The 21,155-nt window shown below is 64.9% G+C and carries 20 protein-coding genes and 2 pseudogenes; 10 read left to right on the top strand and 12 right to left on the bottom strand.

The window, feature by feature from the left end; genetic code table 11:
* Positions 1-37: 37 nt before the first annotated feature.
* The gene (locus ACM9ME_RS07305; RefSeq protein WP_415642792.1) at positions 38-529 is read left to right on the top strand and encodes a nucleoside-triphosphatase; all 492 of its coding nucleotides are present in this window, start codon (positions 38-40) and stop codon (positions 527-529) included.
* Here the strand turns inward: ACM9ME_RS07305 and ACM9ME_RS07300 are convergent.
* The 6 genes and pseudogenes from ACM9ME_RS07300 to ACM9ME_RS07275 form a co-directional block, all read right to left on the bottom strand.
* Positions 439-1,179, bottom strand: coding sequence for a metal ABC transporter ATP-binding protein (locus ACM9ME_RS07300; RefSeq protein ID WP_415642791.1), 741 nt, complete (start codon positions 1,177-1,179; stop codon positions 439-441). The genes ACM9ME_RS07305 and ACM9ME_RS07300 overlap by 91 nt on opposite strands.
* Positions 1,176-2,144, bottom strand: a complete 969-nt coding sequence (locus tag ACM9ME_RS07295) for a FecCD family ABC transporter permease (RefSeq protein ID WP_415642790.1) — start codon at positions 2,142-2,144, stop codon at positions 1,176-1,178. The genes ACM9ME_RS07300 and ACM9ME_RS07295 overlap by 4 nt, the downstream gene beginning before the upstream one ends.
* Positions 2,141-3,067, bottom strand: coding sequence for a TroA family protein (locus ACM9ME_RS07290; RefSeq protein WP_415642789.1), 927 nt, complete (start codon positions 3,065-3,067; stop codon positions 2,141-2,143). Before ACM9ME_RS07290 ends, ACM9ME_RS07295 begins: the two co-directional genes overlap by 4 nt.
* A 148-nt stretch (positions 3,068-3,215) precedes the next feature.
* Positions 3,216-3,923, bottom strand: coding sequence for a response regulator transcription factor CtrA (gene ctrA / locus ACM9ME_RS07285; RefSeq protein WP_415642788.1), 708 nt, complete (start codon positions 3,921-3,923; stop codon positions 3,216-3,218).
* Between the two features lie 88 nt (positions 3,924-4,011).
* A complete protein-coding gene (locus ACM9ME_RS07280) occupies positions 4,012-4,230 on the bottom strand; it encodes a LysR substrate-binding domain-containing protein (protein ID WP_415642787.1) in 219 nt (72 codons plus the stop codon).
* A 124-nt stretch (positions 4,231-4,354) separates the two neighbouring features.
* Positions 4,355-4,912: pseudogene (locus tag ACM9ME_RS07275) on the bottom strand (LysR family transcriptional regulator); the annotation flags it as partial.
* Positions 4,913-4,995: 83 nt separating this feature from the next.
* On the opposite strand from ACM9ME_RS07275, the gene ACM9ME_RS07270 reads away from it, so the two are divergent.
* The 5 genes from ACM9ME_RS07270 to ACM9ME_RS07250 are packed head-to-tail and all read left to right on the top strand — an operon-like array spanning position 4,996 to position 7,853.
* Positions 4,996-5,685, top strand: coding sequence for a pirin family protein (locus ACM9ME_RS07270; protein ID WP_462933485.1), 690 nt, complete (start codon positions 4,996-4,998; stop codon positions 5,683-5,685).
* A 10-nt stretch (positions 5,686-5,695) separates the two neighbouring features.
* Complete coding sequence (wrbA, locus tag ACM9ME_RS07265; protein WP_415642786.1) at positions 5,696-6,274, top strand: NAD(P)H:quinone oxidoreductase; 579 nt, start codon at positions 5,696-5,698, stop codon at positions 6,272-6,274.
* A 40-nt stretch (positions 6,275-6,314) separates the two neighbouring features.
* Positions 6,315-6,974, top strand: coding sequence for an RluA family pseudouridine synthase (locus ACM9ME_RS07260; protein ID WP_415642785.1), 660 nt, complete (start codon positions 6,315-6,317; stop codon positions 6,972-6,974).
* On the top strand, positions 6,961-7,374 hold the full coding sequence (arfB, locus tag ACM9ME_RS07255; protein ID WP_415642784.1) for an alternative ribosome rescue aminoacyl-tRNA hydrolase ArfB: 414 nt from the start codon (positions 6,961-6,963) through the stop codon (positions 7,372-7,374). Before ACM9ME_RS07260 ends, arfB begins: the two co-directional genes overlap by 14 nt.
* Positions 7,371-7,853 (top strand): GAF domain-containing protein, encoded by a 483-nt coding sequence (locus ACM9ME_RS07250; protein WP_415642783.1) that lies wholly within the window; start codon positions 7,371-7,373, stop codon positions 7,851-7,853. The genes arfB and ACM9ME_RS07250 overlap by 4 nt, the downstream gene beginning before the upstream one ends.
* An 82-nt stretch (positions 7,854-7,935) precedes the next feature.
* On the opposite strand, the pseudogene ACM9ME_RS07245 reads toward ACM9ME_RS07250, so the two are convergent.
* From ACM9ME_RS07245 to ACM9ME_RS07225, 5 genes and pseudogenes are all read right to left on the bottom strand, one after another.
* Positions 7,936-9,243 (bottom strand): annotated as a pseudogene (locus ACM9ME_RS07245) (M20/M25/M40 family metallo-hydrolase).
* 123 nt (positions 9,244-9,366) lie between these two features.
* Positions 9,367-9,822 carry a universal stress protein gene (locus tag ACM9ME_RS07240; RefSeq protein ID WP_415642782.1) on the bottom strand — a complete coding sequence of 152 codons (456 nt, stop codon included), beginning with the start codon at positions 9,820-9,822 and terminating at the stop codon, positions 9,367-9,369.
* A 173-nt stretch (positions 9,823-9,995) separates the two neighbouring features.
* Complete coding sequence (locus ACM9ME_RS07235; protein ID WP_415642781.1) at positions 9,996-11,201, bottom strand: DUF445 domain-containing protein; 1,206 nt, start codon at positions 11,199-11,201, stop codon at positions 9,996-9,998.
* A 34-nt stretch (positions 11,202-11,235) separates the two neighbouring features.
* Positions 11,236-14,385: an efflux RND transporter permease subunit gene (locus tag ACM9ME_RS07230; protein ID WP_415642780.1), complete on the bottom strand. Its 3,150-nt coding sequence runs from the start codon at positions 14,383-14,385 to the stop codon at positions 11,236-11,238.
* 47 nt (positions 14,386-14,432) lie between these two features.
* On the bottom strand, positions 14,433-15,605 hold the full coding sequence (locus ACM9ME_RS07225) for an efflux RND transporter periplasmic adaptor subunit (protein ID WP_415642779.1): 1,173 nt from the start codon (positions 15,603-15,605) through the stop codon (positions 14,433-14,435).
* A 205-nt stretch (positions 15,606-15,810) separates the two neighbouring features.
* On the opposite strand from ACM9ME_RS07225, the gene ACM9ME_RS07220 reads away from it, so the two are divergent.
* Genes ACM9ME_RS07220 through ACM9ME_RS07205 form a run of 4 tightly spaced genes read left to right on the top strand, consistent with a single transcriptional unit; the run spans position 15,811 to position 20,374 of the window.
* Complete coding sequence (locus ACM9ME_RS07220; RefSeq protein ID WP_415642778.1) at positions 15,811-16,521, top strand: SIMPL domain-containing protein; 711 nt, start codon at positions 15,811-15,813, stop codon at positions 16,519-16,521.
* A gap of 39 nt (positions 16,522-16,560) precedes the next feature.
* Complete coding sequence (locus tag ACM9ME_RS07215) at positions 16,561-17,715, top strand: N-acetyltransferase (RefSeq protein WP_415642777.1); 1,155 nt, start codon at positions 16,561-16,563, stop codon at positions 17,713-17,715.
* 14 nt (positions 17,716-17,729) lie between these two features.
* Entirely contained in the window at positions 17,730-18,086 is a 357-nt protein-coding gene (locus tag ACM9ME_RS07210) for a hypothetical protein (protein ID WP_415642776.1), read from the top strand.
* Between the two features lie 47 nt (positions 18,087-18,133).
* Positions 18,134-20,374, top strand: a complete 2,241-nt coding sequence (locus ACM9ME_RS07205; RefSeq protein ID WP_415642775.1) for a TonB-dependent receptor — start codon at positions 18,134-18,136, stop codon at positions 20,372-20,374.
* Here ACM9ME_RS07205 and xth read toward each other — a convergent pair.
* The gene (xth, locus tag ACM9ME_RS07200) at positions 20,371-21,141 is read right to left on the bottom strand and encodes an exodeoxyribonuclease III (protein WP_415642774.1); all 771 of its coding nucleotides are present in this window, start codon (positions 21,139-21,141) and stop codon (positions 20,371-20,373) included. The genes ACM9ME_RS07205 and xth overlap by 4 nt on opposite strands.
* Positions 21,142-21,155: the final 14 nt, after the last annotated feature.

Here is a 21,155-nt window from a genome sequence, read left to right as displayed (position 1 = left end):
CGCTCGCGCGGCAAGATCGGGTCAGGAGCGTAACGATATGCGACGCGTTATCCTGCTTTCCGGACCGACGCACAGCGGCAAGACCGGAGTGTTATCCAGCACGGTCCGCCGCCCCGGCGTAGCGGGCATCCTCGCGCCCGACCTCCACTATCGCCGCATTCTCGAAGACCTCAAAAGCGGGGAGTTCGAGCGATTTCAAATGCACGAGACCGACGATGAACCGGTCGTCACGATCGGCCCGTACCGCTTTCGCACCGCTGCGTTCGACTGGGCCAATGGCCGCCTGACCGCCGCCGCGAAAAGCGATTCGCCGATCATCGTCGTCGATGAGGTCGGCCCCCTCGAACTCCGCGGCGAGGGGCTGCGCCCCGCGCTCGATACCGTACTCGCTCGCGGACACGGCACGACGATCCTCGTCGTCCGCGACAGCCTGATCGGTCAGGTCGAAGCGTTGGCCGGGGGCGACGCCGAAGTCGCGACCGTCGCAACATGGCCGCAGGTCTGGCAGTCGATCATCGGCGTTTCATAAAGCCGCGACAGGCGTTCGCCCGCGAGCATCATCGGCGGCGAGCCACAATCGATCGTCGATCCGATGGCAATGACCTGATCGGCATGGCGCGCGAGATCGAGATCGTGCGTGGCGACGACCAGTGCACGGCCGCTTTCAGTAAGGTGACGCAAGGTGATCGCAACTTCCGCGACACCTTGCGGATCCAGCAGGGCGGTAGGCTCATCGAGAAGACATAACGCCGCATCCTGCGCGATCGTCCGCGCGAGCATGACGCGCCCCTGTTGCCCGCTGGACAACCGATCGAAGGGCCGCTTCGCCAGATCGGCGGCGCCGACCTGCGCCAATGCCCGGTGCGCCAGCGCCCAATCCTCGGCAGAGAAGATCGGGCTGAGCCCGCGTCGCGCGGCGCGGCCCATGACCACGACATAATCGGCGGCGAAGGGCAGCACGAAGCTGCCCGGCGGCGGAAGGTAGGCGACTTCGCCATCGGTGCGGAGCGTTCCCGCAACGGGCGGCAACAATCCGGCAAGGGTCTGCAATAACGTCGATTTGCCGGCACCATTGGGACCGATCAGCGCGGTCAGGGTGCCGGGCTGCAGCGCGAAATCGAACGGCTCGGCGCGGAAAGTGCCGCGTCCGACGATCAGTTCGCGCGCCTCGACGATCACCGGCTGCCGCCACGCGCGACGAACAGCGCGAGAAAAGCCGGCGCGCCCAATCCGGCGGCGAGCAGACCGACGGGGAGTTCGACCGGGCCAAAACTGGTCGCGGCGGTATCGAGCAAAACGCCGAACAACGCCCCGATCGCGATCGCGGCGGGGAGCAGCGCGCCGATGCGTTCGCCGACGATCAGTCGTGCGAGGTGCGGCGCGATCAAACCGATCCAGCCGACGATCCCGGCCACCGCGACCATCGCCGATGTCGCCAGCGTCGCAGCTCCGATTGCGGCAAAGCGCAACGGGCGCGGCGTTACGCCGAGTGAGTGCGCCTGATCGTCGCCCAGCGACAGCACATCGAGGCGAAAGCCCAGCCAGAGCAGGACGGTCAGCCCCGCGCTGGCGAGCGAGGTGGCGGTGACAGCCTCGGACAACGTTGCGCGGCCGAACGAGCCGAGCAGCCAAAAGGTTATCGCGGGCAATTGGCTATACGGGTCGGCGAGGAACAACATCGCGGCGAGCGCCGCGCTCATCAACGCGCCGGTGACGATACCGCACAAAACGAGCGCGAGGCGCGGCTCACTGCCCCGCGCCAGCCGCGCACAAGCAAGCGCGAGCGCCGCCGCGGCGATGCCGCCGCCAAACGCCGTAACCTGCGCCGCTATGGCGCTCAGCCCGAGTAATAATGCTCCCGCCGCACCGACCGCTGCACCCGAACTGACGCCCAGCAGGTCGGGCGCAACCAACGGATTGCGGAACATCGTTTGCAGGGCCGCTCCGGCACCCGCCAATGCTGCCCCCGCAGCCAGTGCGGTCAGTAAGCGTGGGGCACGGAGATCGAGCGCGAGGCGCGCGGCCCGGTTCGAGGAATCGAACAGATCGGCAAGCGGCACCGCCAGCGGCCCATGTGTCAGCCGCCACGCGGCAATCGCCAGCGCAAGCAGCGCCGCGGCGATCACCACTCGGCCCGGCCTCACGGGATCCATTGCGCCTTGGCCATGCCGAGCCTGGCCTGCGCGCCGTATAGCGCATGCGCGGTCGCATCGGCACGCGCATCGCCGCCGACCAGCCAGGCGCAACCGACCAGGCGATTGACCGAGGGCGGCCGGTCGATCCATCCGAACGGCAGATCGGGGAGCAGCAGCAAGCGCCGCTTGGCCCCGCCGCGGCGCTGCCGCCAAAACGGGTCGCTGGCCGCACTTTCGGCGAACTTGCGGTCGAGCGTGACGATGACTTCGGGGTCCCACGCCGCCACGGCTTCGCGCGACACGCGCTTGAGGCTTTCGCCCCCCGTCGCGACATTGGTCCAATGCGCGCCTTCGAGCACACCCGTAGCGAGCGATCCGGCAAACCCCGTCTCCAGCCCGTCGATCCCGCGCGCATAATAAAAGCTCGGTCCTCCGGGGAGCGCGCGCCACTGGCGGAGTAGCGGACGCACGGCATTGGCCAGCTCGATCCCGCGAGGCGCGCCGATCAGCTTTGCAACGTGCGCGAACGCGCTTGCACTCGCCTCCAGCTGCCCGTCGACCAGACGATACGGCACACCCAGTTTTGCCTCCGTGCGTTCGGCGATTTCCCGGAATTGCGGCGTGACATCACCGTAGTCCACGATCAGTTCGGGTTTGAGGGCCGCGATCGCCTCGAGGTTCGCGGCGCGGCCGCCCGATTGCGACACCGCGCCAATCTCGGGCAGGTCGGCCCCTGCACCCAACATTGCCAACACCTTAGGCGATGGCTTGCGCGGCCAACCCGCGAGTTTGTCGCGCGCCACGGTCCAGATCAAAATCGCCGCGGGGGGTCCCGCCGCGACGATCCGGCCTGTCACCGGTGAACCCGAACGCGAACAGGCGGCGAGCGCCACCGCGCCGCCGCCTGCAATCACTTGTCGTCGATCGAACATGCCCAACGTGTCGGCGCTGACGCGCCATCAGGCAAGCCCAAGTCAGCCAGTCGCGGCAAAGCCGCGCCGTCGGTCCTCAGCTTCACTTAGGCCGGCCGGCATTCGCGGTCTCGCCGATAGCTTTACTATCGGAGTGCCGCTCATGCTTTCAGGCCACCGCGAGGATCGGCTGAGCTACCTCTTCGGGATCGCGCAGGACATAACCGCGGCCCCACACGGTCTCGATATAATTGTCGCCCGCACAGGCCAGCGACAATTTCTTGCGCAGCTTGCAGATGAACACGTCGATGATCTTGAGTTCCGGCTCGTCCATCCCGCCATAAAGGTGGTTGAGGAACATTTCCTTGGTCAGGGTCGTACCCTTGCGGAGCGACAGCAGCTCCAGCATCGCATATTCCTTGCCGGTCAGGTGGACGCGGCTGCCATCGACTTCGACGGTCTTGGCATCGAGATTGACCGCCAGCTTGCCGGTGCGGATGACCGATTGCGAATGGCCCTTCGATCGGCGCACCACGGCGTGGATGCGGGCGACGAGTTCGTCGCGGTGGAACGGCTTGGTAACGTAGTCGTCGGCACCGAAGCCGAAGCTGCGCACCTTCGAATCCATCTCGCCGATACCCGACAGCACCATCACTGGTGTGGTCACGCGAGCGACACGCAGCTTCTTGAGCACGTCGAACCCGGTCATGTCGGGCAGGTTCAGGTCGAGCAGGATGATGTCGTAATCATACAGCTTGCCGAGGTCCAAACCCTCTTCGCCCAGATCGGTGGTGTAACAGTTGAAACCTTCATTGGAGAGCATCAACTCAATGGCCTTGGCCGTGGTCGGCTCATCCTCGATCAGCAAAACGCGCATGTGCAACCCCTTGTTCGTTGGCGCTCGGCCCTGGCTATGAAGCCCCGTTAACCAGATAACCTTTGCGCCAATAAAGGTTAACATGGTCCTAAACGGTTCGCACTGTTAAATTTTCAGTGAGGAAATCGAGCAACGCCGTGACGCGCCGCGGACGCAGGCGACCGGGTGGAGTGACCAGATACAGGGCTGCGGGCGGCGCGCGCCATTCGGTCAGAATGCGCACGAACCGCCCATCGTCCAAACCGGGTTTGGCGATGAAATCCGGAACCAGCGCGACGCCGATCCCTGCGGCAAGACTGGCCAGCATAACATCGGCATTGTTGGCGCGGAGCCGTCCGTCGAGACGCAGCGCCGCCTCTCCCCCCGGCCCGGTCAGCCGCACAACCGGTTGATCGCGGCCATTGTCGTAAGAAAAAGGCCTGTCGCGGATCGAGATCGCCCGGATTACGCGGTTCGCCGTGCGCGGCGATCCACGAAGTGCCGGCCACGATCAGCAACTCGACGTCGCACAGCTTGCGCGCGATCAGCGATGAATCCGTCAGTTGGCCGATGCGCAGCGCGGCATCAAAGCCGTCGGCGACAAGATCGACCCGCGCATCGGACAGGCACAGATCGACCGTGACTTGCGGATAAGCGGCGAGAAACCGTGCCAGCGGCTCGCCGAGATGCGCGATGCCGAAACTCATCGGCGCCGCCAGCCGCACAGTGCCGGTCGGGGCCAGCGCGCCCTCACGCCCGCACTCCTCGGCCTGCCGCCCGCTGGCGAGGATGGCGCGCGCCTGTTCGATCAGGCCTGCGCCGCTGCCGGTCAGCGCCAAGCGTCGCGACGTGCGGTGGAACAGGCTGACGCCGAGGCCGCCCTCCAGCCGCGTGATCGCCTTGGATACCGTCGCCTTGGACAGGCCAAGCTCGATCGCCGCTCCGCTGAACGATCCGGCATCCGCGACGCTCGCAAAAACCGCCCAGCCCTCGAAATTCGGAAGCGACATTTTTGGAAACGATCCTTTTCCAACGTTGCTATTTATGTGCACCACTGGCGGTCTTATGTCCACTACAGACAAGGAGACCGATCATGGACATCCGCCAATTCGAGACGTTGGGCCACGCCGATCACGGCTGGCTCGATGCCCGCCACCATTTCTCATTTTCGAGCTATCACGACCCCAAGCGTATGGGCTGGGGCGCGATCCGCGTGTGGAACGATGACACCATCGCCCCGAACACCGGCTTTCCGCCACACCCGCACAAGGACATGGAGATCATCACCTATGTCCGCAGCGGCGCGATTACGCACAAGGATTCGATGGGCAATGTCGGCCGCACGGGCGCCGGCGACGTGCAGGTGATGAGCGCGGGCACCGGCGTTACGCATTCGGAATATAATCTCGAAAGCGAACCGACGACCCTGTTCCAGATCTGGATCGAGGCGCGAAACAAGAATGCCAAGCCAGGCTGGGGCGCCAAGCAGTTCCCCAAATCGTCGCGCAGCGGCCAGCTGGAAGTGCTGGCGAGTGGCTTGGGAGACGAAGGCGCGCTGACCATCCAGGCCGACGCCCGCGTGCTGGCGGCGACGCTGGAGGCCGGACAATCGGTCGAACATGTCGTCGGCGAAGGGCGTCACGCTTATCTCGTCCCCGCCACTGGCGCGATCGAGGTCGACGGCATTGCGATCAATGCGCGTGACGGCGTCGCACTCGACGCGGGCAATCACACCATCAAGGCGGTCGAAGAGAGCGAAATCGTTCTCGTCGACGCCGAATAAGGAGGCGAACATGGCAAAAGTATTGGTGCTTTATTATTCCACTTACGGTCACGTCGCGCAGATGGCCGACGCAATTGCCGAGGGCGCGCGTTCGGCGGGCGCGACGGCGGATGTGAAGCGTATTCCGGACATGGACGGCGTCGCCGTAGCCCGCGCGGACGATCCGCAGGCAACGATTGACGAACTCGCCGACTATGACGCGATCGTCATCGGCACGGGCACGCGCTTCGGGCGGATTTCGGGACCGATGGCGTCGTTCCTCGACACCGGTGGCGGATTGTGGATGCGTGGCGCGCTCAACGGCAAGGTCGGCGGTGCGTTCACCTCGACCGCGACGCAGCATGGCGGGCAGGAAGTGACCCTGTTCTCGATCATCACCAATTTGCTGCACTTCGGGCTGACCATCGTCGGGCTCGATTACGGGCATCAATCGCAGATGAGCCTCGATGAAGTCGTCGGCGGTTCGCCTTATGGCTCTACCACGGTCGCGGGCGGTCAGGGCCAACGCCAGCCGAGCCAGATCGACCTGGACGGCGCGCGCTATCAGGGCAAGCGCATCGCCGAGGTTGCGAACAAGCTGTTCGGTTGATCCGCTGTTCGATTAAGCCGGGGTGCGCTAGGCGGGGAGCATGCTCCTCGCCGACCGCATCCTGTTCATCGACGCCGAAGCCCTGGTGATCGACAAGCCCGCGGGCCTGCCGGTTGATCAACCCAAGGACGGCAGCCTTAGCGTAGACGCGCATCTCGAATCCCTGCGCTTCAGTTTCAAGCGACGGCCATCGACGGTTCACCGCCTCGACCGCGACACCAGCGGTTGCCTGTTGCTCGCACGCAGCGACCGGTCGCATAAGCGGTACCAGCAGGCGTTTGAGGCTGGCGAGATTTCCAAGACTTACCTCGCGGTGCTCGACGGCGTGACCGAAGGCGACAGCGGCACCATCGAACTGGCGCTGAGCAAGATCAGCAGCAAGGCCGATGGCTGGCGCATGATTCCCGCGCGGGCGGGCAAAGCGGCCGTGACCGACTGGACATTGCTCACCACGCATAACGGCCTCTCGCTGATCAAGTTCGAGCCGCGCACCGGGCGGACGCATCAACTCCGCGTCCACGCCGCGAGCGGCCTCGGCGCACCCGTCGCGGGTGATCCGGTCTACGGGCGGCCCGGCGGCAAGCACATGCTGCTCCACGCGGCGCGGTTGATCGTGCCGCGCGAGGGCAAGGACGCGATCGACGTGTCCTCACCCCTGCCGCCGCACTTCCCCGACTGGGCGCGCGATGCCATCGGCTGAGACGCCGCCGCTGCCCGAAGACGCGCTGGAGGAACGCTTCCTCGCCGGGACCGGGCCGGGCGGGCAGAACGTCAACAAGGTCGCGACCGCAGTGCAGATGCGCCTCGATGTCTTCGCGCTGCGCCTCCACCCCGATGTCTATGCGCGGCTGCGGACGCTGGCGGGGAGCCGCTGGACCAATGACGGCGAGATCGTAATCACCGCGCGCGAATATCGTTCGCGTGAGGCCAATCGCGAGGAAGCGCGCGCGCGGTTGGGCGAGATGGTGGCGAAGGCCCACATCCGCCCGGTGCGGCGGGTCAAGACCAAACCGAGCAAGTCCGCCAAGGCCAAGCGCCTGGACGGCAAGTCCGTGCGCGCCGATGTGAAGCGCGGGCGTGGCAAGGTGAGTATGGAATGAGTTTCGACTTCAAACCCGCAGGCAGCGACAAGGCAGGATTGTACCGCGACCTGCTGTCGGCGATCGATGCGGTGACAGCGGGGGAGCCTGACCCCGTCGCCAACATGGCCAATGCGGCGGCGTTGCTGTTCGACTGGTTACCCAAGGTGAACTGGGCGGGGTTCTACCGCCTGCTTGAGGACGAGCTCGTCCTCGGGCCGTTTCAGGGCAAGGCGGCGTGCATCCGCATCGAACTGGGCAAGGGTGTGTGCGGCACCGCCGCGGCGACGCGCGAGACGCAGCTGGTGGCGGACGTCCATGCGTTTCCGGGGCACATCGCCTGTGATGCGGCGTCGGCGAGCGAGATCGTCGTGCCGTTGGTGGCGGACGGGCGTCTGATCGGGGTGCTCGACATCGACTCGCCGATAGTGGCGCGGTTCGACGAAGAGGACCGCACGGGCTGTGAAGCGATCGCCCGGCTGCTGGAATCTCGCCTGTAGCGCGTCGCTCCGGCGAAGGCCGGGGCCGCTGGCGTTGGAGCACTACCGCGCGCAGCGGTCCCGGCCTTCGTCGGGACGACGGTCATTTCAATCCACCGAACGTCACCAAGCTTTCCGCCCCGCCCTTCCCCAGCGCCGACACGCCGATGAAATTGTCATCGACGACGAGGGGCAGTGTTGCCGAGGTAACGGCAGCAGGAAGATCGCGCTGGCCGGTCAAGCCCTGCCGATCGACGACATCAATTCAGTTCTGCTGATCGGCACGACGCCAGCGCAGGCGATAGCCCGTCGCGCCGTCGACGGCAGTCCATTGCACCTTGGTTTCTGCAGACAGCGCGCCATCAAGGCTCACCTTGTCGGGAGCACGTGGCGCATTGGCGAGCCCGCGCAGGGTTGCAACGTTCAATGCCGTCACATTGGCCAGATAGAAAAAGTCCATTCGCCCCGCCGTATCGCCATATACCCGCCCGCTTTCAGTGCGCAGATTTTGATGCTGCGCATCGTAATTCTCGACGCCCGAAGTGAAGCGGACGGCGGGGAAGCCGGCTTCAAGCATTGGCGTGTGATCGCCGCCGCGACCGAACCTGTCCGGTCGGCGGACGAGCAAAGCGTGTATGCCGCAACCTCCATAATAACGGCAGCTGGCGTTCCAGGGAAAAGCAAGCGTTGCGACGCGCTTCGCCAGCGCACGGCTGGGGCTGTCGTCCTCGCCGCCGATCTGCCGCGTCATCTTCAGACTCGCCAAATCCTGTGGCGCGCCGATGCCCTCGCTGAACACGCGGACGCGGTCGGCGACGATGCGCCCGTCCGTCCCCACACTGTTCCCGACGATGTCGTTGTTGAGCATCGCCGCGATTTTCCAGCCGCGCGCCTTCGCCGTTTCGGCGAGAAGCGTGCCGCCCCACAGGCCCTGTTCCTCGCCCGACAGCGCGGCGAAGACGATGGTCGCGCGGTGGTGTTCCTTGGCCATCAGCCGCGCGGCTTCCATCACCAGTGCGACGCCCGAGCCGTCGTCATTGGCGCCCGGCGCATCGCTGGTGGCGTCCATGACGTCGGTCACGCGGCTGTCGATATGGCCGGCGACGATCAGCACTTCGTCGCTGCGTTCGCCGGGGAGGATGCCGAGGACATCCTCGATCATCACCCCATTGGGCGCGCGCGAGCCGGTAAAGATGCGCGCTGGCCGCTCGACGGTCAGGCCGCGTTTCTTGAACTCCGCCGCCACCCAGCTTCGCGCCGCGCCGATGCCCCGTTTGGGATCGGTCGCAGACGACATCGTATGACGCGTGCCAAAGGAGACGAGGTGATCGACCGTGGCGCGCAATTTAGCCGGATCGGGCGTGGCTTGAGCCGCCGCGGGAATGGCGCAAAATAAGCAAATCAGTGCCAAACTTTCGTCAAACTTTAGTCCAAAACGGCGTGCGTTCAGGGAGCGGATTTTGGCGGCGGGCTCTGCGGATTGGATCATGCGGCCGACAAGATCACCGCATCTCCTATTTTCATAGTGAAATCGTCAGCTCAGCCGATCGAGCGCCTCGGCGTCGAGATTGCCGGGCACAATCATGATCGGGCACGACATGCGCCCGGCGTCGGCGCCCGCGAAATGCGCGACCAGCGGACCCGCCGCGCCCGTCGCCGCCGCGCCGAGCACCAAGGCGTCGATTTCGGGATCGTCGGAAAGCGCCGCACAGATCGCCGCAACCGGATCGCCCGAGCGGATTTCGATCGACGGACGCACGCCCGACTCCTCGACGATCGCGCCCGCAGCGCTTCTCACGAGCGCTTCGGCATGGCGTCGCGCCTCATCCTCGATGGTGGCCTGGACGCCGCCGAATGCGAGAAATTCGGCCGGTGCGGCGAGTGCGAGGATCTTGACCGCGCCGCCCGTCTTCGCCGCGCGCCGGGCGGCAAAGCGCAACGCGACACCCGCTTCCGGCGTGTCGTCGGCGATTACGAGATATGTCCTCATCCTGTGGTGGATGGTGCTTCAGGTGGGCACTTTACGCAAGGTGCAGAGACTCTGCCCACCCTGGCGCTTCGCGCCTGTCCCTTCCGCAAGCGGGAGTGACGTCTAGTATTGTGCTAACCCAGACGTCACTCCCTTTAGGGAGGGACAGACGCAAAGCGCCAGGGTGGGAAGAGTCAAAGCCACACATCCACCGCATGCAGGATCACCCCCACCAACCCACCGACCAGTGTTCCATTGACGCGAATATATTGCAGGTCGCGCCCCACGGCATTCTCCAGCCGCCCGGTAATCGTGTCGGCATCCCAGCCGCGCACCGTATCGCTGACCAGCCGCACGATGCCGTCGCCATAGCTCGCCGTCGCGCCCACGGCAGTGCGCCGGGCAAAGCGGTTTATCGCGACCTTGAGCGCGTTGTCGCCTTCGAGCGTCGTCGCCAGCTGGCGCAGCGTATCGCCGAGCTTCCCCGCGAGGATCGCATCGGGGTCGCGCGCCGCCTTGAGCAGTCCGGCGCGCGCCGATTCCCACAGCCCCTCGATCCAGTCGCGCATCGCCGGATTGTCGAGCAATTCGTCGCGGATGTTGTTCACCCGCGCCTGCATCGCCGGATCGTCTTGCAGCCCGATGGCGAGGTGCGCGAGACCTTCCTCGGCCTTGGCGCGCAAGGGGTGGTCGGGTTGTTCGGCCATCTCGGCGAGCATTTTCTTGAGTCCGTCGACGATCTTGTCACTCAGCGTTTCGTCCAGCCCGGTCCAGCGCAGGATCGACCCCGCGCGGTCGTGAACCATGGCGCGCAAGACCTCTTCATTGCCGTCGAGCGTCTTGCCCGCCCATTTGATGATCCCGTCGAGCAGCGGCAGGTGTCGCCCGTCGGTGATCGCCGCCGCCAGTGCGCGACCGAGCAGGGGCGAAATGTCGAGCTCGCGCAGGCGTTTGTCGATCGCCGCCTTGACCATCCCGCCCATTTCCTGCGGATCGAGCGCGCCGAGCAGATCGGCGATCATGCGTGACGCGCCTTTTTTGAGGCGGCCGTCGGCGGACCCTTGGGTGGCCAGAAAACGTGCCGCCGCGCCCGCGACGTCGAGCCGCGCCATGCGCCGCGCGACGACGGCGGGGGTCAGAAAATTATCCTTGAGGAACACCGCCAGCGTATCGCCGATGCGATCCTTGTTGCGCGGGATGATCGCGGTGTGCGGGATCGGCAGGCCGAGCGGGTGGCGAAACAAGGCGGTCACCGCGAACCAGTCCGCGAGGCCGCCGACCATCGCCGCCTCGGCAAAGGCGCGGACGAACCCGGCGGAGATATACGCAGATTCGAACTGGCGGGCGACGAAATAGGTCGCGGCCATGAGCACCAACAGGCCGGTGGCGACGAGCTTCATGCCCGCCGCGCCGGATTGGGTCAGGCGTGGCGGTCTATTCGGCAGGCGCGGCCACCGGCTTGGCGGCACCCTCGCCGCCATTGGTCAGCCAGCGCGACAGGCGTGGGCCGAGCCACGTCTCGATGCCGACCGCCAGGCTGAACGTCGCGGGGACGATCAGCAGCGTGAGGATCGTCGAGACGATCAGCCCGCCGATCACGACGATGCCCATCGGCGCGCGCCAGCTGCCGTCGCCCGACAGCGAAAAAGCGACGGGAACCATGCCCGCGACCATCGCGACGGTGGTCATGACGATCGGCTGCGCGCGCTTGTGCCCGGCATCCATGATCGCGGTGTGCAGGTCGATGCCCTTGTTCAATTCCTCGAGCGCGAAATCGACGAGCAGGATCGAATTCTTGGCCACGATGCCCAGCAGCATCAGCAAGCCGATGAACACCGGCATCGACAAGGCGGTACCGGTCAGCCGCAGCGCCATTGCCCCGCCCAATGGCGCGAGCAGCAGCGAGCCCATGTTCACGAATGGCGGCAGGACGCGCTTGTACAGCAGTACCAGCACCGCAAAGACCAGGAACACGCCTGCAATCACCGCCACCACGAAGTTGACCAGCAATTCCGCCTGCCATTTGGCGGCGCCGAGGTTGAGCTTGGTAATCCCCTGCGGCAGGTTCTTCATTGCGGGCAGATTGTTGATCTTGGGCAGGACGTCGCCGTCCACCAGGCCGGGCGCGAGATCGACGCCGATCGACAGGCGACGGACCTGATTGGTGCGCTGAATCGAAACCGGACCGGAGCCGAACGACACGTCGGCGACGACCTTCAATGGCACCGAGCCGCCGGTCGCGGTCGGCACCGGCAAATTCTGGATCGTCGCCAAACTGCGGCGCGATTCCTCGCTCAACTGGACGCGGATCGGGATCTGGCGATCGCTCAACGAGAATTTGGCGCTGTTCTGATCGATGTCGCCCAGGGTCGCGATGCGGATCGTCTGGCTGAGCGCCTGCGTCGTCACGCCGAGGTCCGCGGCCAGGTCCATCTTGGGTTTGATCGTGACTTCGGGGCGCACCAGATCGGCGCTGGTCCGCGGCGCGCGCAATTCGGGCAGCCCGTGCATCTGATCGACGATGGCGTTCGCGGTGGCGAGCAGTTTGACCGGGTCGTCACCACCCAGCGTGATCGTGATGTCGCGTCCCGATGACCCGGGGCCGCCATTATTCTGGCTCTGGAACGTCACGCGCGCATCGGCAATGTCGTTCAGGCGCGCCGCCCAGCTCCGCTCGAATTCGACCGAAGTCATTGGCCGGTCCTTTTTGAGCGTCAGATAGATGTTGGCGCTGCCGACCTGGATATTACTGTAGGCCTTTTCGACCTCGGGCGCTTTGCCCAGCATTTCACGCGTCCTGTCCGCCACAGCCTCGGTCTGGCTTAGCGTGGTGCCGGGCGGCATTTCGATGCGCACGGTCGAATAATCGGTGTTGGTCGCCGGCTGGAACGTCAGCGGCACACCCATGAACAAAACGATCGTCAGCGCGAAGGACAGCGCACCGAGTCCGACGATCCAGATGCGGTGGTCGCGAATACGCGACATAAACCGCCCGCTGCCGCGCGCCCGCGCCGTACGCATCTTGCGCTCATCCAAACTCCAGCCGAGGATCGCCATATATTTGTCCATCAGCCAGCTTTCGCCATGCGCTGCGGTGCCGTGCGACTTGAGAAAATAAGCGGCGATGAGCGGGGTGATGAGGCGCGCGACGGCGAGGCTCATTAGCACCGAGACGACGACGGTCAGGCCGAAATTCTTGAAAAACTGCCCGGAAATGCCCGGCATCAGGCCGACCGGCAGGAACACCGCGACGATCGACATGGTCGTCGCCAACACCGCCAGGCCGATTTCGTCCGCCGCGTCGATCGACGCCTGAAAAGCGGTCTTGCCCATGCGCATATGCCTGACGATATTCTCGATCTCGACGATCGCGTCATCGACGAGGACACCAGCGACGAGGCTCAATGCAAGCAACACCAAGCCGTTGAGATCGAAGCCAAGCAGGCTGATGAACCAGAAGCTGGGGATCGCCGACAGCGGAATGGCGATCGCCGAAATCAGCGTCGCGCGCCAATCGCGCAGGAACAGGAATACGACGATGACCGCGAGAACCGCGCCCTCGACCATCGCTTCCATCGCCGATTTATACTGATCCTTGGTATAATCGACGGTGGTGAACAGCTGCGTGAAATGGACTTTGGGATTGTCCTTTTCGAGCTTTTTCAGTTCCTTGATCGCATTGTCATAGACGGTGACATCGGACGATCCCTTGGCCTTGGCGAAGGAGAAGCTGAGGACCTGACGCCCGTCCATTTTCGCCAGGGCGCGCTGTTCGGCAAAGGCGTCGCTGATCTGCGCCAGATCGGCGAGCTTGACCGTACGGCCGCCGCCGACGGCGATATTGGTCTGACCCAGATCGAAGGCGTTGCGGGCATTGCCGAGAACGCGGACCGACTGTTCGGAACCGGCAATCTCTGCGCGCCCACCCGCGGCGTTGGTGTTGATCAGGCGTAGCTGCTGATTGACCGCGCTGGCGGTGATGCCCTGTGCCTGCAGCTTCGCAGGATCGAGCACCACGCGGATTTCACGATCGACCCCCCCGGTGCGCGACACTTGCGACATGCCCTCGATCGACAGCAGCCGCTTGGAAACATTGTTGTCGACATACCAGCTGAGGTCCTCCAGCGTCATGTCGGTCGATTGCGCGGCGAAATAGGCCAGCGGCCCATTGCTCGCGACATCGATGCGCTGGACCTGCGGCTCAAGGATGCCCTCGGGCAGGTCGCTGCGGATATTCGACACGGCGTCGCGCACGTCGTTGACGACGCGGTCGATCGGCGTTCCGATGGCGAATTGCACGAAGGTTCGCGACGATCCCTCGCTAACCGTCGAATTGATTTCGTCGACACCGGAAATGCCGCGCACCGCCGCCTCGACCTTTTGCGCGACCTGCGTCTCGAGCTCGCTCGGCGCGGCGCCCGGCTGGCTGATGATGACGAACGCGGCGGGGAATTCGACGTCGGGCTGATCGTTGACCTGCAACCGCATGAAGCTGACGATCCCCGCCAGCGTCAAGGCGATGAACAGCACGATCGGCGCAACCGGATTGCGGATCGCCCAGGCGGAGATGTTACGGAACGACATACCGTCCGCTCTAACGCGCCACCGCGCCGAACGCTACCTAAGCAGACTTACAGCTTGGTGCGTTGCGGGACCACGGTTTCGCCGGGGTTGAGGAAGGCACCGGCGCTGAGCACGACGCGTTCCTGGCCGGTCAGGCCGGACATGATCGTCACGCCGTTATCGCCGACATCGCCGACCTTCACATCGCGACGGACGACCTTGTTGTTGCCGTCGATGATGTAGACGTAATTGCCCTTGTCGTCCGACTGCACCGCCGATTGCGGGAGCAGCGGCACATCCGCGACACCGCCGACGATCTTTGCCTCGGCAAAACCGCCCGGACGGATCAGCGCCGAATAGGGTACGGCGACGCGGACGATGCCCTGACGCGACGCCGGGTCGATCACCGGCGAGACTTGCCACACTTGCCCAACGACGCTCTGCGTCGAACCGATCGGCGTCACAGTAGCGCGCAGCCCGGCATGCATCCGCGCGAGATCGGCTTCGCCGAGACGCGCGAGCATTTCCATTTCGCCGCCCTTGGCCATGCGGAACAACATGCCCGAGCCCGAACTGACGATCTGGCCCGGCTCGACCCGGCGTTCCAGCACCAGTCCGGCGGCGGGCGCACGAATGTCGAGGCGCGAATTGCTCGCCAAGGACTGCTGATAATTGGCCGACGCGACGCGGGCGCGTGCATTGGCCGAATCGCGCGTCGCGGTCAGTTGATCGATCTGCGCCTTGGAAATGAAGCCGTTTTTGACCAGCGCCTGCGAGCGATCGAGGTTGGCTTGCGCCAGCCGCGCATCGGCCTGCGCAACCGCGATCTGCGACTGAAGCGACGCCGCTGCCTGAACCTGCACGCGGCGGTCGATCGTCGCGAGAACCTGGCCTGCGCCGACCCATTGACCAGGCTCGACCAGGACCGCGCTGACCATGCCGCCTTCACCCGGAACACCCACGGGCATTTCGCGGCGCGCGGCGAGGTTGCCGGTGGCGGAGACGACGCTGTCGACGGTCTGGCGGCCAGGCACGACCACAGTGACCGAAGGCGCCTGCTTCTTGCCGGCGTCGGCCGTGGCGGCGGGCTTCGAACGACCGAAGATCATGACTGCCGCGATGAGCAAAACCAGCACGACGGCACCGATGATGATCCAGCGGCGGCGCTTCGAGCGACGCTCACCAGCTTCGTAATCGAGCATTGCATCATCGTCACGGATCACACCGGATTCGTAATTCATCGATTTATCCATCGCCCTGATCGCCGCTTATCCTGCAAGTGTATTAGCGGACTAACTCACCCCTGCCAAGCGCAAATCGCTTACCGCGTCATGAGTTACTTTGAAAGCTGTACCGCCACCAGATGAACGACAGGCTAAATCCGTGTTAAGCCGTGATGCAGCGCGGGTCGGCAAATGGCCGCGTCGAATTGATGGAGATGCCCAAATGCGTTCGTTTCTGCCCGCCGCCGCCCTGTTGATGCTGATTCCTGCCGGCGCGCAGGCCCAGTCGGTGGCGACCGCCCCAATCGCCGGCACGCGACTCGAAATTTCCGCGCGCGGCGAGGTCAAGCGCGTGCCCGACATTGCGACGATTTCCGCCGGCGTCGTGACGCAAGCCGTGGACGCGCGCACCGCTCTGTCGGACAATTCCGCGCGGATGACGCGGGTCGTCGCCGCCCTGCGCAAGGCGGGCGTTGCCGAACGTGATCTGTCGACCGCGCAGATCTCGCTGTCGCCGCAATATCGCTATGCCGACAACCAGCCGCCGGTGATCACCGGGTATCAAGCATCGAACAGCGTTTCGGTCCGTTTTCGCGACATCTCCGCATCGGGCGCGATCCTCGACGCGTTGGTCGCGCAGGGTGCGAACCAGATCAACGGCCCGGCATTGAGCATCGACAAGCCTGAAGCCGCGCTCGACGAAGCGCGTCTGTCGGCAATGGCCGCGGCCCGGTCGCGCGCCGCGCTTTACGCGCGCGCCGCTGGCCTGACCGTCCGCCGCATCGTGGCGATCAGCGAAAGCGCGGATGAACAATCCCGGCCCTATCCGGTGATGATGCGCGCGATGTCGGCCGATGCGGCTGCCAAGACCGAAGTCCTGCCCGGCGAGCAATCGGTCGGCGTGACCGTCGCCGTCACGTTCGAACTCGGCTGACCCTTTCGCGGCGGGCTGGGCGACGCTAACGCAGCGCCCATGCCCGCCGCCCTCACGCTTCGCCCCGTCCAGACCAAGGCCGACCGCAAGGCTTTCGTCGACCTGCCGTTCCGCCTTTACGCAAACGATCCGAACTGGGTCCCGCCGCTGAAAGGTGAAGCGCTCGGCCTGATCACCCCCGAAAAGAACGGCTGGTACAGCCATGCCAAGGCGCAGTTATTCCTCGCCGAACGCGATGGCCGCGTCGTCGGGCGGATTTCGGCGCATATCGACACGCTGGCGCTGACCATGCCCGCCGCACAGGGTTTTGGCCCCGGCGCCGGGCAATGGGGCCTGATGGAGGCTGAGGACGAGGGCGTCTTTACTGCGCTGCTCGCCAAAGCCGAGGACTGGCTGCGGGGAGAAGGCACGACACGTGCGCTGGGGCCGATCTCGCAATCGATCTGGGAAGAACCCGGGCTGCTGGTGCAGGGGTTCGATCATCCGCCGACGGTGATGATGGGTCACGCCAAGCCCGAATATCAGGGCTGGATCGAACGTGCGGGCTATACCGTCGTCAAGACGCTCTACACCTACGACCTCGACATCCGCGTGCCGTTTCCCAAGATCGTCCAGCGGATCATCAAATCGGGCGAGGCCAACCCCAGCATTCGCATCCGCGAGGTCGACAAGACCAAATTTCAGGAAGAGGCCGCGATCATCCTCGCGATCCTCAACGACGCCTGGGCCGACAATTGGGGCTTCGTGCCCCTGACCCAGCCCGAGATCGACGATATTGGCGTTAAGCTGAAGCCGATCGTTTATAATGACTTGATCCGCGTCGCTGAACTGGATGGTCGGCCTGTCGCGTTCATGATCACCCTGCCCGATCTCAACGAAGCCATCGCGCCGTTAAAGGGCAATTTGCTGCCGTTCGGCTGGGCCAAATTGCTGCTGTGGTTGCGGCGTCCAAAGGTGCGGACAATGCGCGTGCCGTTAATGGGCGTGGTCAAGGAATTGCAGGCATCGCGCATGGCGGGGCAACTCGCCTTCATGATGATCGAGTATATCCGCCGCGACGCGATCGCGCGTTACGGCGCGACGCGTGGCGAGATCGGCTGGGTGCTCGACGACAATCAGGGCATGAACGCCATCGCCGAGACGCTCGATAGCAAGGTCAACAAAATCTACCTGGTGTACGAGAAGACGTTCTGACCCGACTGCGTGCCTTGCTGCGACCTGCCTTATGGCTGCTGCTGTTCGCGGCGCTGACCGGGCGTGTCGCGGCGATGCCCGGCTGGATGCCGATAGCGGGCGCGCACGGGATCGAGATCATGCTGTGCAACGGCGGCACGATGACCATGGAAATGCCGATGCATGGCAAGCATGGCATGCCGGAAAAGCATTCGACGAATGACTGTCCCTATGCCGCCGCCGCGCATGCGGGGGGTGGATTGGGCGAGGTCACTTTGGTGACAGCACCGGGCATCGTGCCCCGGATCGCGCCGATCGCCAGCTTGGCATCGATCATTGCCGGGCGCGCACTCGCATTACCGCCGGCGACGGGACCGCCTGCCTTCGATTGAACCACGCGTCGCGTCCGCGCGGCATTCGTTCAATCGGGGATTATTAAATGACCATCATCAAGATGGCGCACCTGTCGTGCGCCACGCTCGCACTCGTGAGCAGTATTTTACATGCCGAAGACTCTAGCCGCACCATCATTGTCACCGGACAGCGCGCCGAAGATGCACCCGACACGCCAGCCAGCGCCGCGTCGATCAACGCCGTCACGATCCGCACGACCATCAACGCGGTCAATGTCGAGGACAGCCTCAAATATCTGCCCAGCCTGCTCGTCCGCAAACGCCATATCGGCGACACCCAGGCACCGTTGGCCACGCGAACTTCGGGGGTCGGCGCCTCGGCGCGCAGCTTGATCTATGCCGACGGTGCGCTGCTATCGGCGCTGATGGGCAACAACAACAGCTTTGCCTCCCCCCGCTGGGGACTGGTCAGCCCGCAGGAAGTGGCGCGGATCGACGTCCTCTACGGCCCGTTTTCGGCGGCGTATCCGGGCAATTCGATCGGTGCGGTGGTCAACATCACCACCCGCCTCCCCGACACGTTGGAGGCGACAGCGGACGCCGGCGTCAGCGTGCAGCGCTTCAGCCAATATTCGAGCGACCAGACCTTGCCGAGCTATCAGACTGGCGCGACGTTGGGCGACCGCATCGGCCGCTTCGGCTTTTTCCTCAGCGCCAATCACGTCGACAGCCGTGGACAGCCGCTCGCATTTGCCACCGCCGCGCGTCCCGCCGCAACCAGTGCAGCCGGAACACCGGTGACCGGCGCATTCGCGGACCTCAACCGGCTGGGCCAACCCATCGCAGTGCTCGGTGCGACCGGAATCGAGCAGGATCGCCAGACGATGCTCAAGGCCAAGCTGGCGCTCGATCTCGGTACTGTCCGGCTGGCCTATGTCGGCGGGCTGTTCCTCAACCATGTCGACGCGACGGCCGAAACCTATCTCGGCGGCGGCACTGTCTATGCCGGGACACTCAACATTGGCGGCTATGCTTATACCGTCCCGGCGAGTGCGTTTTCGAACAATGTCTATCGCTTCGACGAGCGGCATTGGTCGCACAGCCTAACCGCCGAGGGCAACGGCGCGGCGTTCGACTGGCGCGTGATCGGAACGCTGTACCGCTACGGCAATGACGAACAGCGCACGCCGACGGGGGCGCTGCCTGCCGCATCGGCAGGCGGTGCGGGCAATCTGGTGCGGCTCGACGGCACCGGCTGGGCAACCTTCGATGCGCGCGGGGCGTGGAAGACGGGCGACAACACCCTGTCATTCGGTGGCCATGCCGACCGGTTCACGCTCAACAATCAGCGTTATGCGCTGACCGATTGGCGCAATGGCCAGCCGGGCGCGCGCAATCTGGCCTCGAAGGGGCGAACGCGCACGCTGGCATTATGGGCCGAGGATGCATGGACGATTGCAGCGCCGCTGACCCTCACGATCGGCGCGCGCCAGGAATATTGGCGGGCCTATAACGGTTACAATTATTCCGCGATGCCCGTGCTCGCGACCAATCAACCCGAGCGACGCGACAACCGTTTTTCGCCCAAGGCGACGGCGGCTTGGGCCTTCGCACCCGCATGGACCGCGCGCGCCTCGTTCGGGCAAGCGTGGCGCTTCCCGACGGTCAGCGAACTCTACCAAGTGGTCACCACCGGGCCGAGCCTGACCGTGCCCGATCCGAATTTGCGCGCCGAACGCGCGCGATCGGCGAAACTGGCGGTCGAGGGACACGGCCTGCGCGTCTCGCTGTTCGACGAACATATCCGCGACGCTCTGGTATCGCAGACCGCGCCGTTGCTGCCGGGATCGACGCAGTTGTTCAGTTTCGTCCAGAATATCGGGCTGACGCATGCCCGCGGCGTCGAGGCGGCATTCGATCGCCGCGACCTGTTGCCGGGGTTCGACCTCGCCACCAGCCTGACCTATGCCGACGGCACCACCGTGCGCGATCCCGCATTTCCGGCGGCGGAGGGCAAGCGTCTGCCGCAGGTGCCGCGCTGGAAAGCGAGCGTGGTGGCGACATGGCGGCCAGTCCCGCCCGTCTCACTGACCGGCGCGTTACGCTATGCCAGCCGCCAGTTCGCGACGATCGATAACAGCGACAGCATCGGCCACACCTATCAGGGGTTCGAGGATTATCTGGTCGCCGACCTGCGCGCGACGTTCAGGGCGAGCGCGCATTGGACGCTGGGGCTCGGCGTCGACAATGGCGGCAACGACAAATATTTCCTGTTCCACCCGTTCCCCCAACGCACGTTCGCGTTGGATGTGCACTGGCAGCTTTAACGCAGCGTGATCCAGGTGGGCGCGTGATCGCTGGCTTTCTCGCGCCCACGATGGTCCTTGTCGACGCCGGCATCGACCAGCCGGTCGGCGGCGGCGGGGCTGAGCATCAGATGGTCGATGCGAAACCCCGCATCGCGCGCGAAACTGTTCATGGTGTAATCCCAGAACGTCCATAGCGGATTGTTGGGATGGCGGCTGTGCAGCGCGTCGGTCCAGCCCTGCGCCGCCAGCCGCCGGAACGCCGCGCGGCTTTCGGGCTGCATCAGCGCATCGCTAGCCATCGCCGCGGGCTTCCACACATCGGCATCGGTCGGGATGACATTATAGTCGCCCGCCAGGCACACTTGCCGCTCGGTCGCCAGCAAGCCGGCGGCATGGACGTGAAGCCGCTCCATCCAGGTTAATTTATATTCGAATTTGGGTCCCGGCACCGGATTACCGTTGGGGAGGTAGATCGAGGCGACGATCAGCCCGTCGATTTCGGCTTCGAGATAGCGGCTGAGCACATCCTCGTCATCGCCGGGCAGGCGACGCTGGCGCTCTACCGGATCGGCGCCTTTGGCCAGCACGGCGACACCATTAAAGCCCTTTTGCCCATGCCAGATCGCACCATAGCCCGCGTCGCGGATCTCGGCCTCCGGAAACGTCTCGTCGCTGGTCTTGATTTCCTGCAGGCAGGCCACATCGGGCTGCGTCTCGGTCAACCATTCAACCAAGCGCGGCAACCGCGCCTTGATCCCGTTGACGTTGTATGTGGCGATCTTCACAATTCGGTCTTGCC

This window comes from Sphingomonas antarctica (assembly GCF_965137005.1).
Taxonomy (GTDB): domain Bacteria; phylum Pseudomonadota; class Alphaproteobacteria; order Sphingomonadales; family Sphingomonadaceae; genus Sphingomonas_O; species Sphingomonas_O antarctica.
The sequence above is the reverse complement of the archived record's forward strand: the minus strand, read 5'-3'. Positions and strand labels throughout refer to the sequence as shown.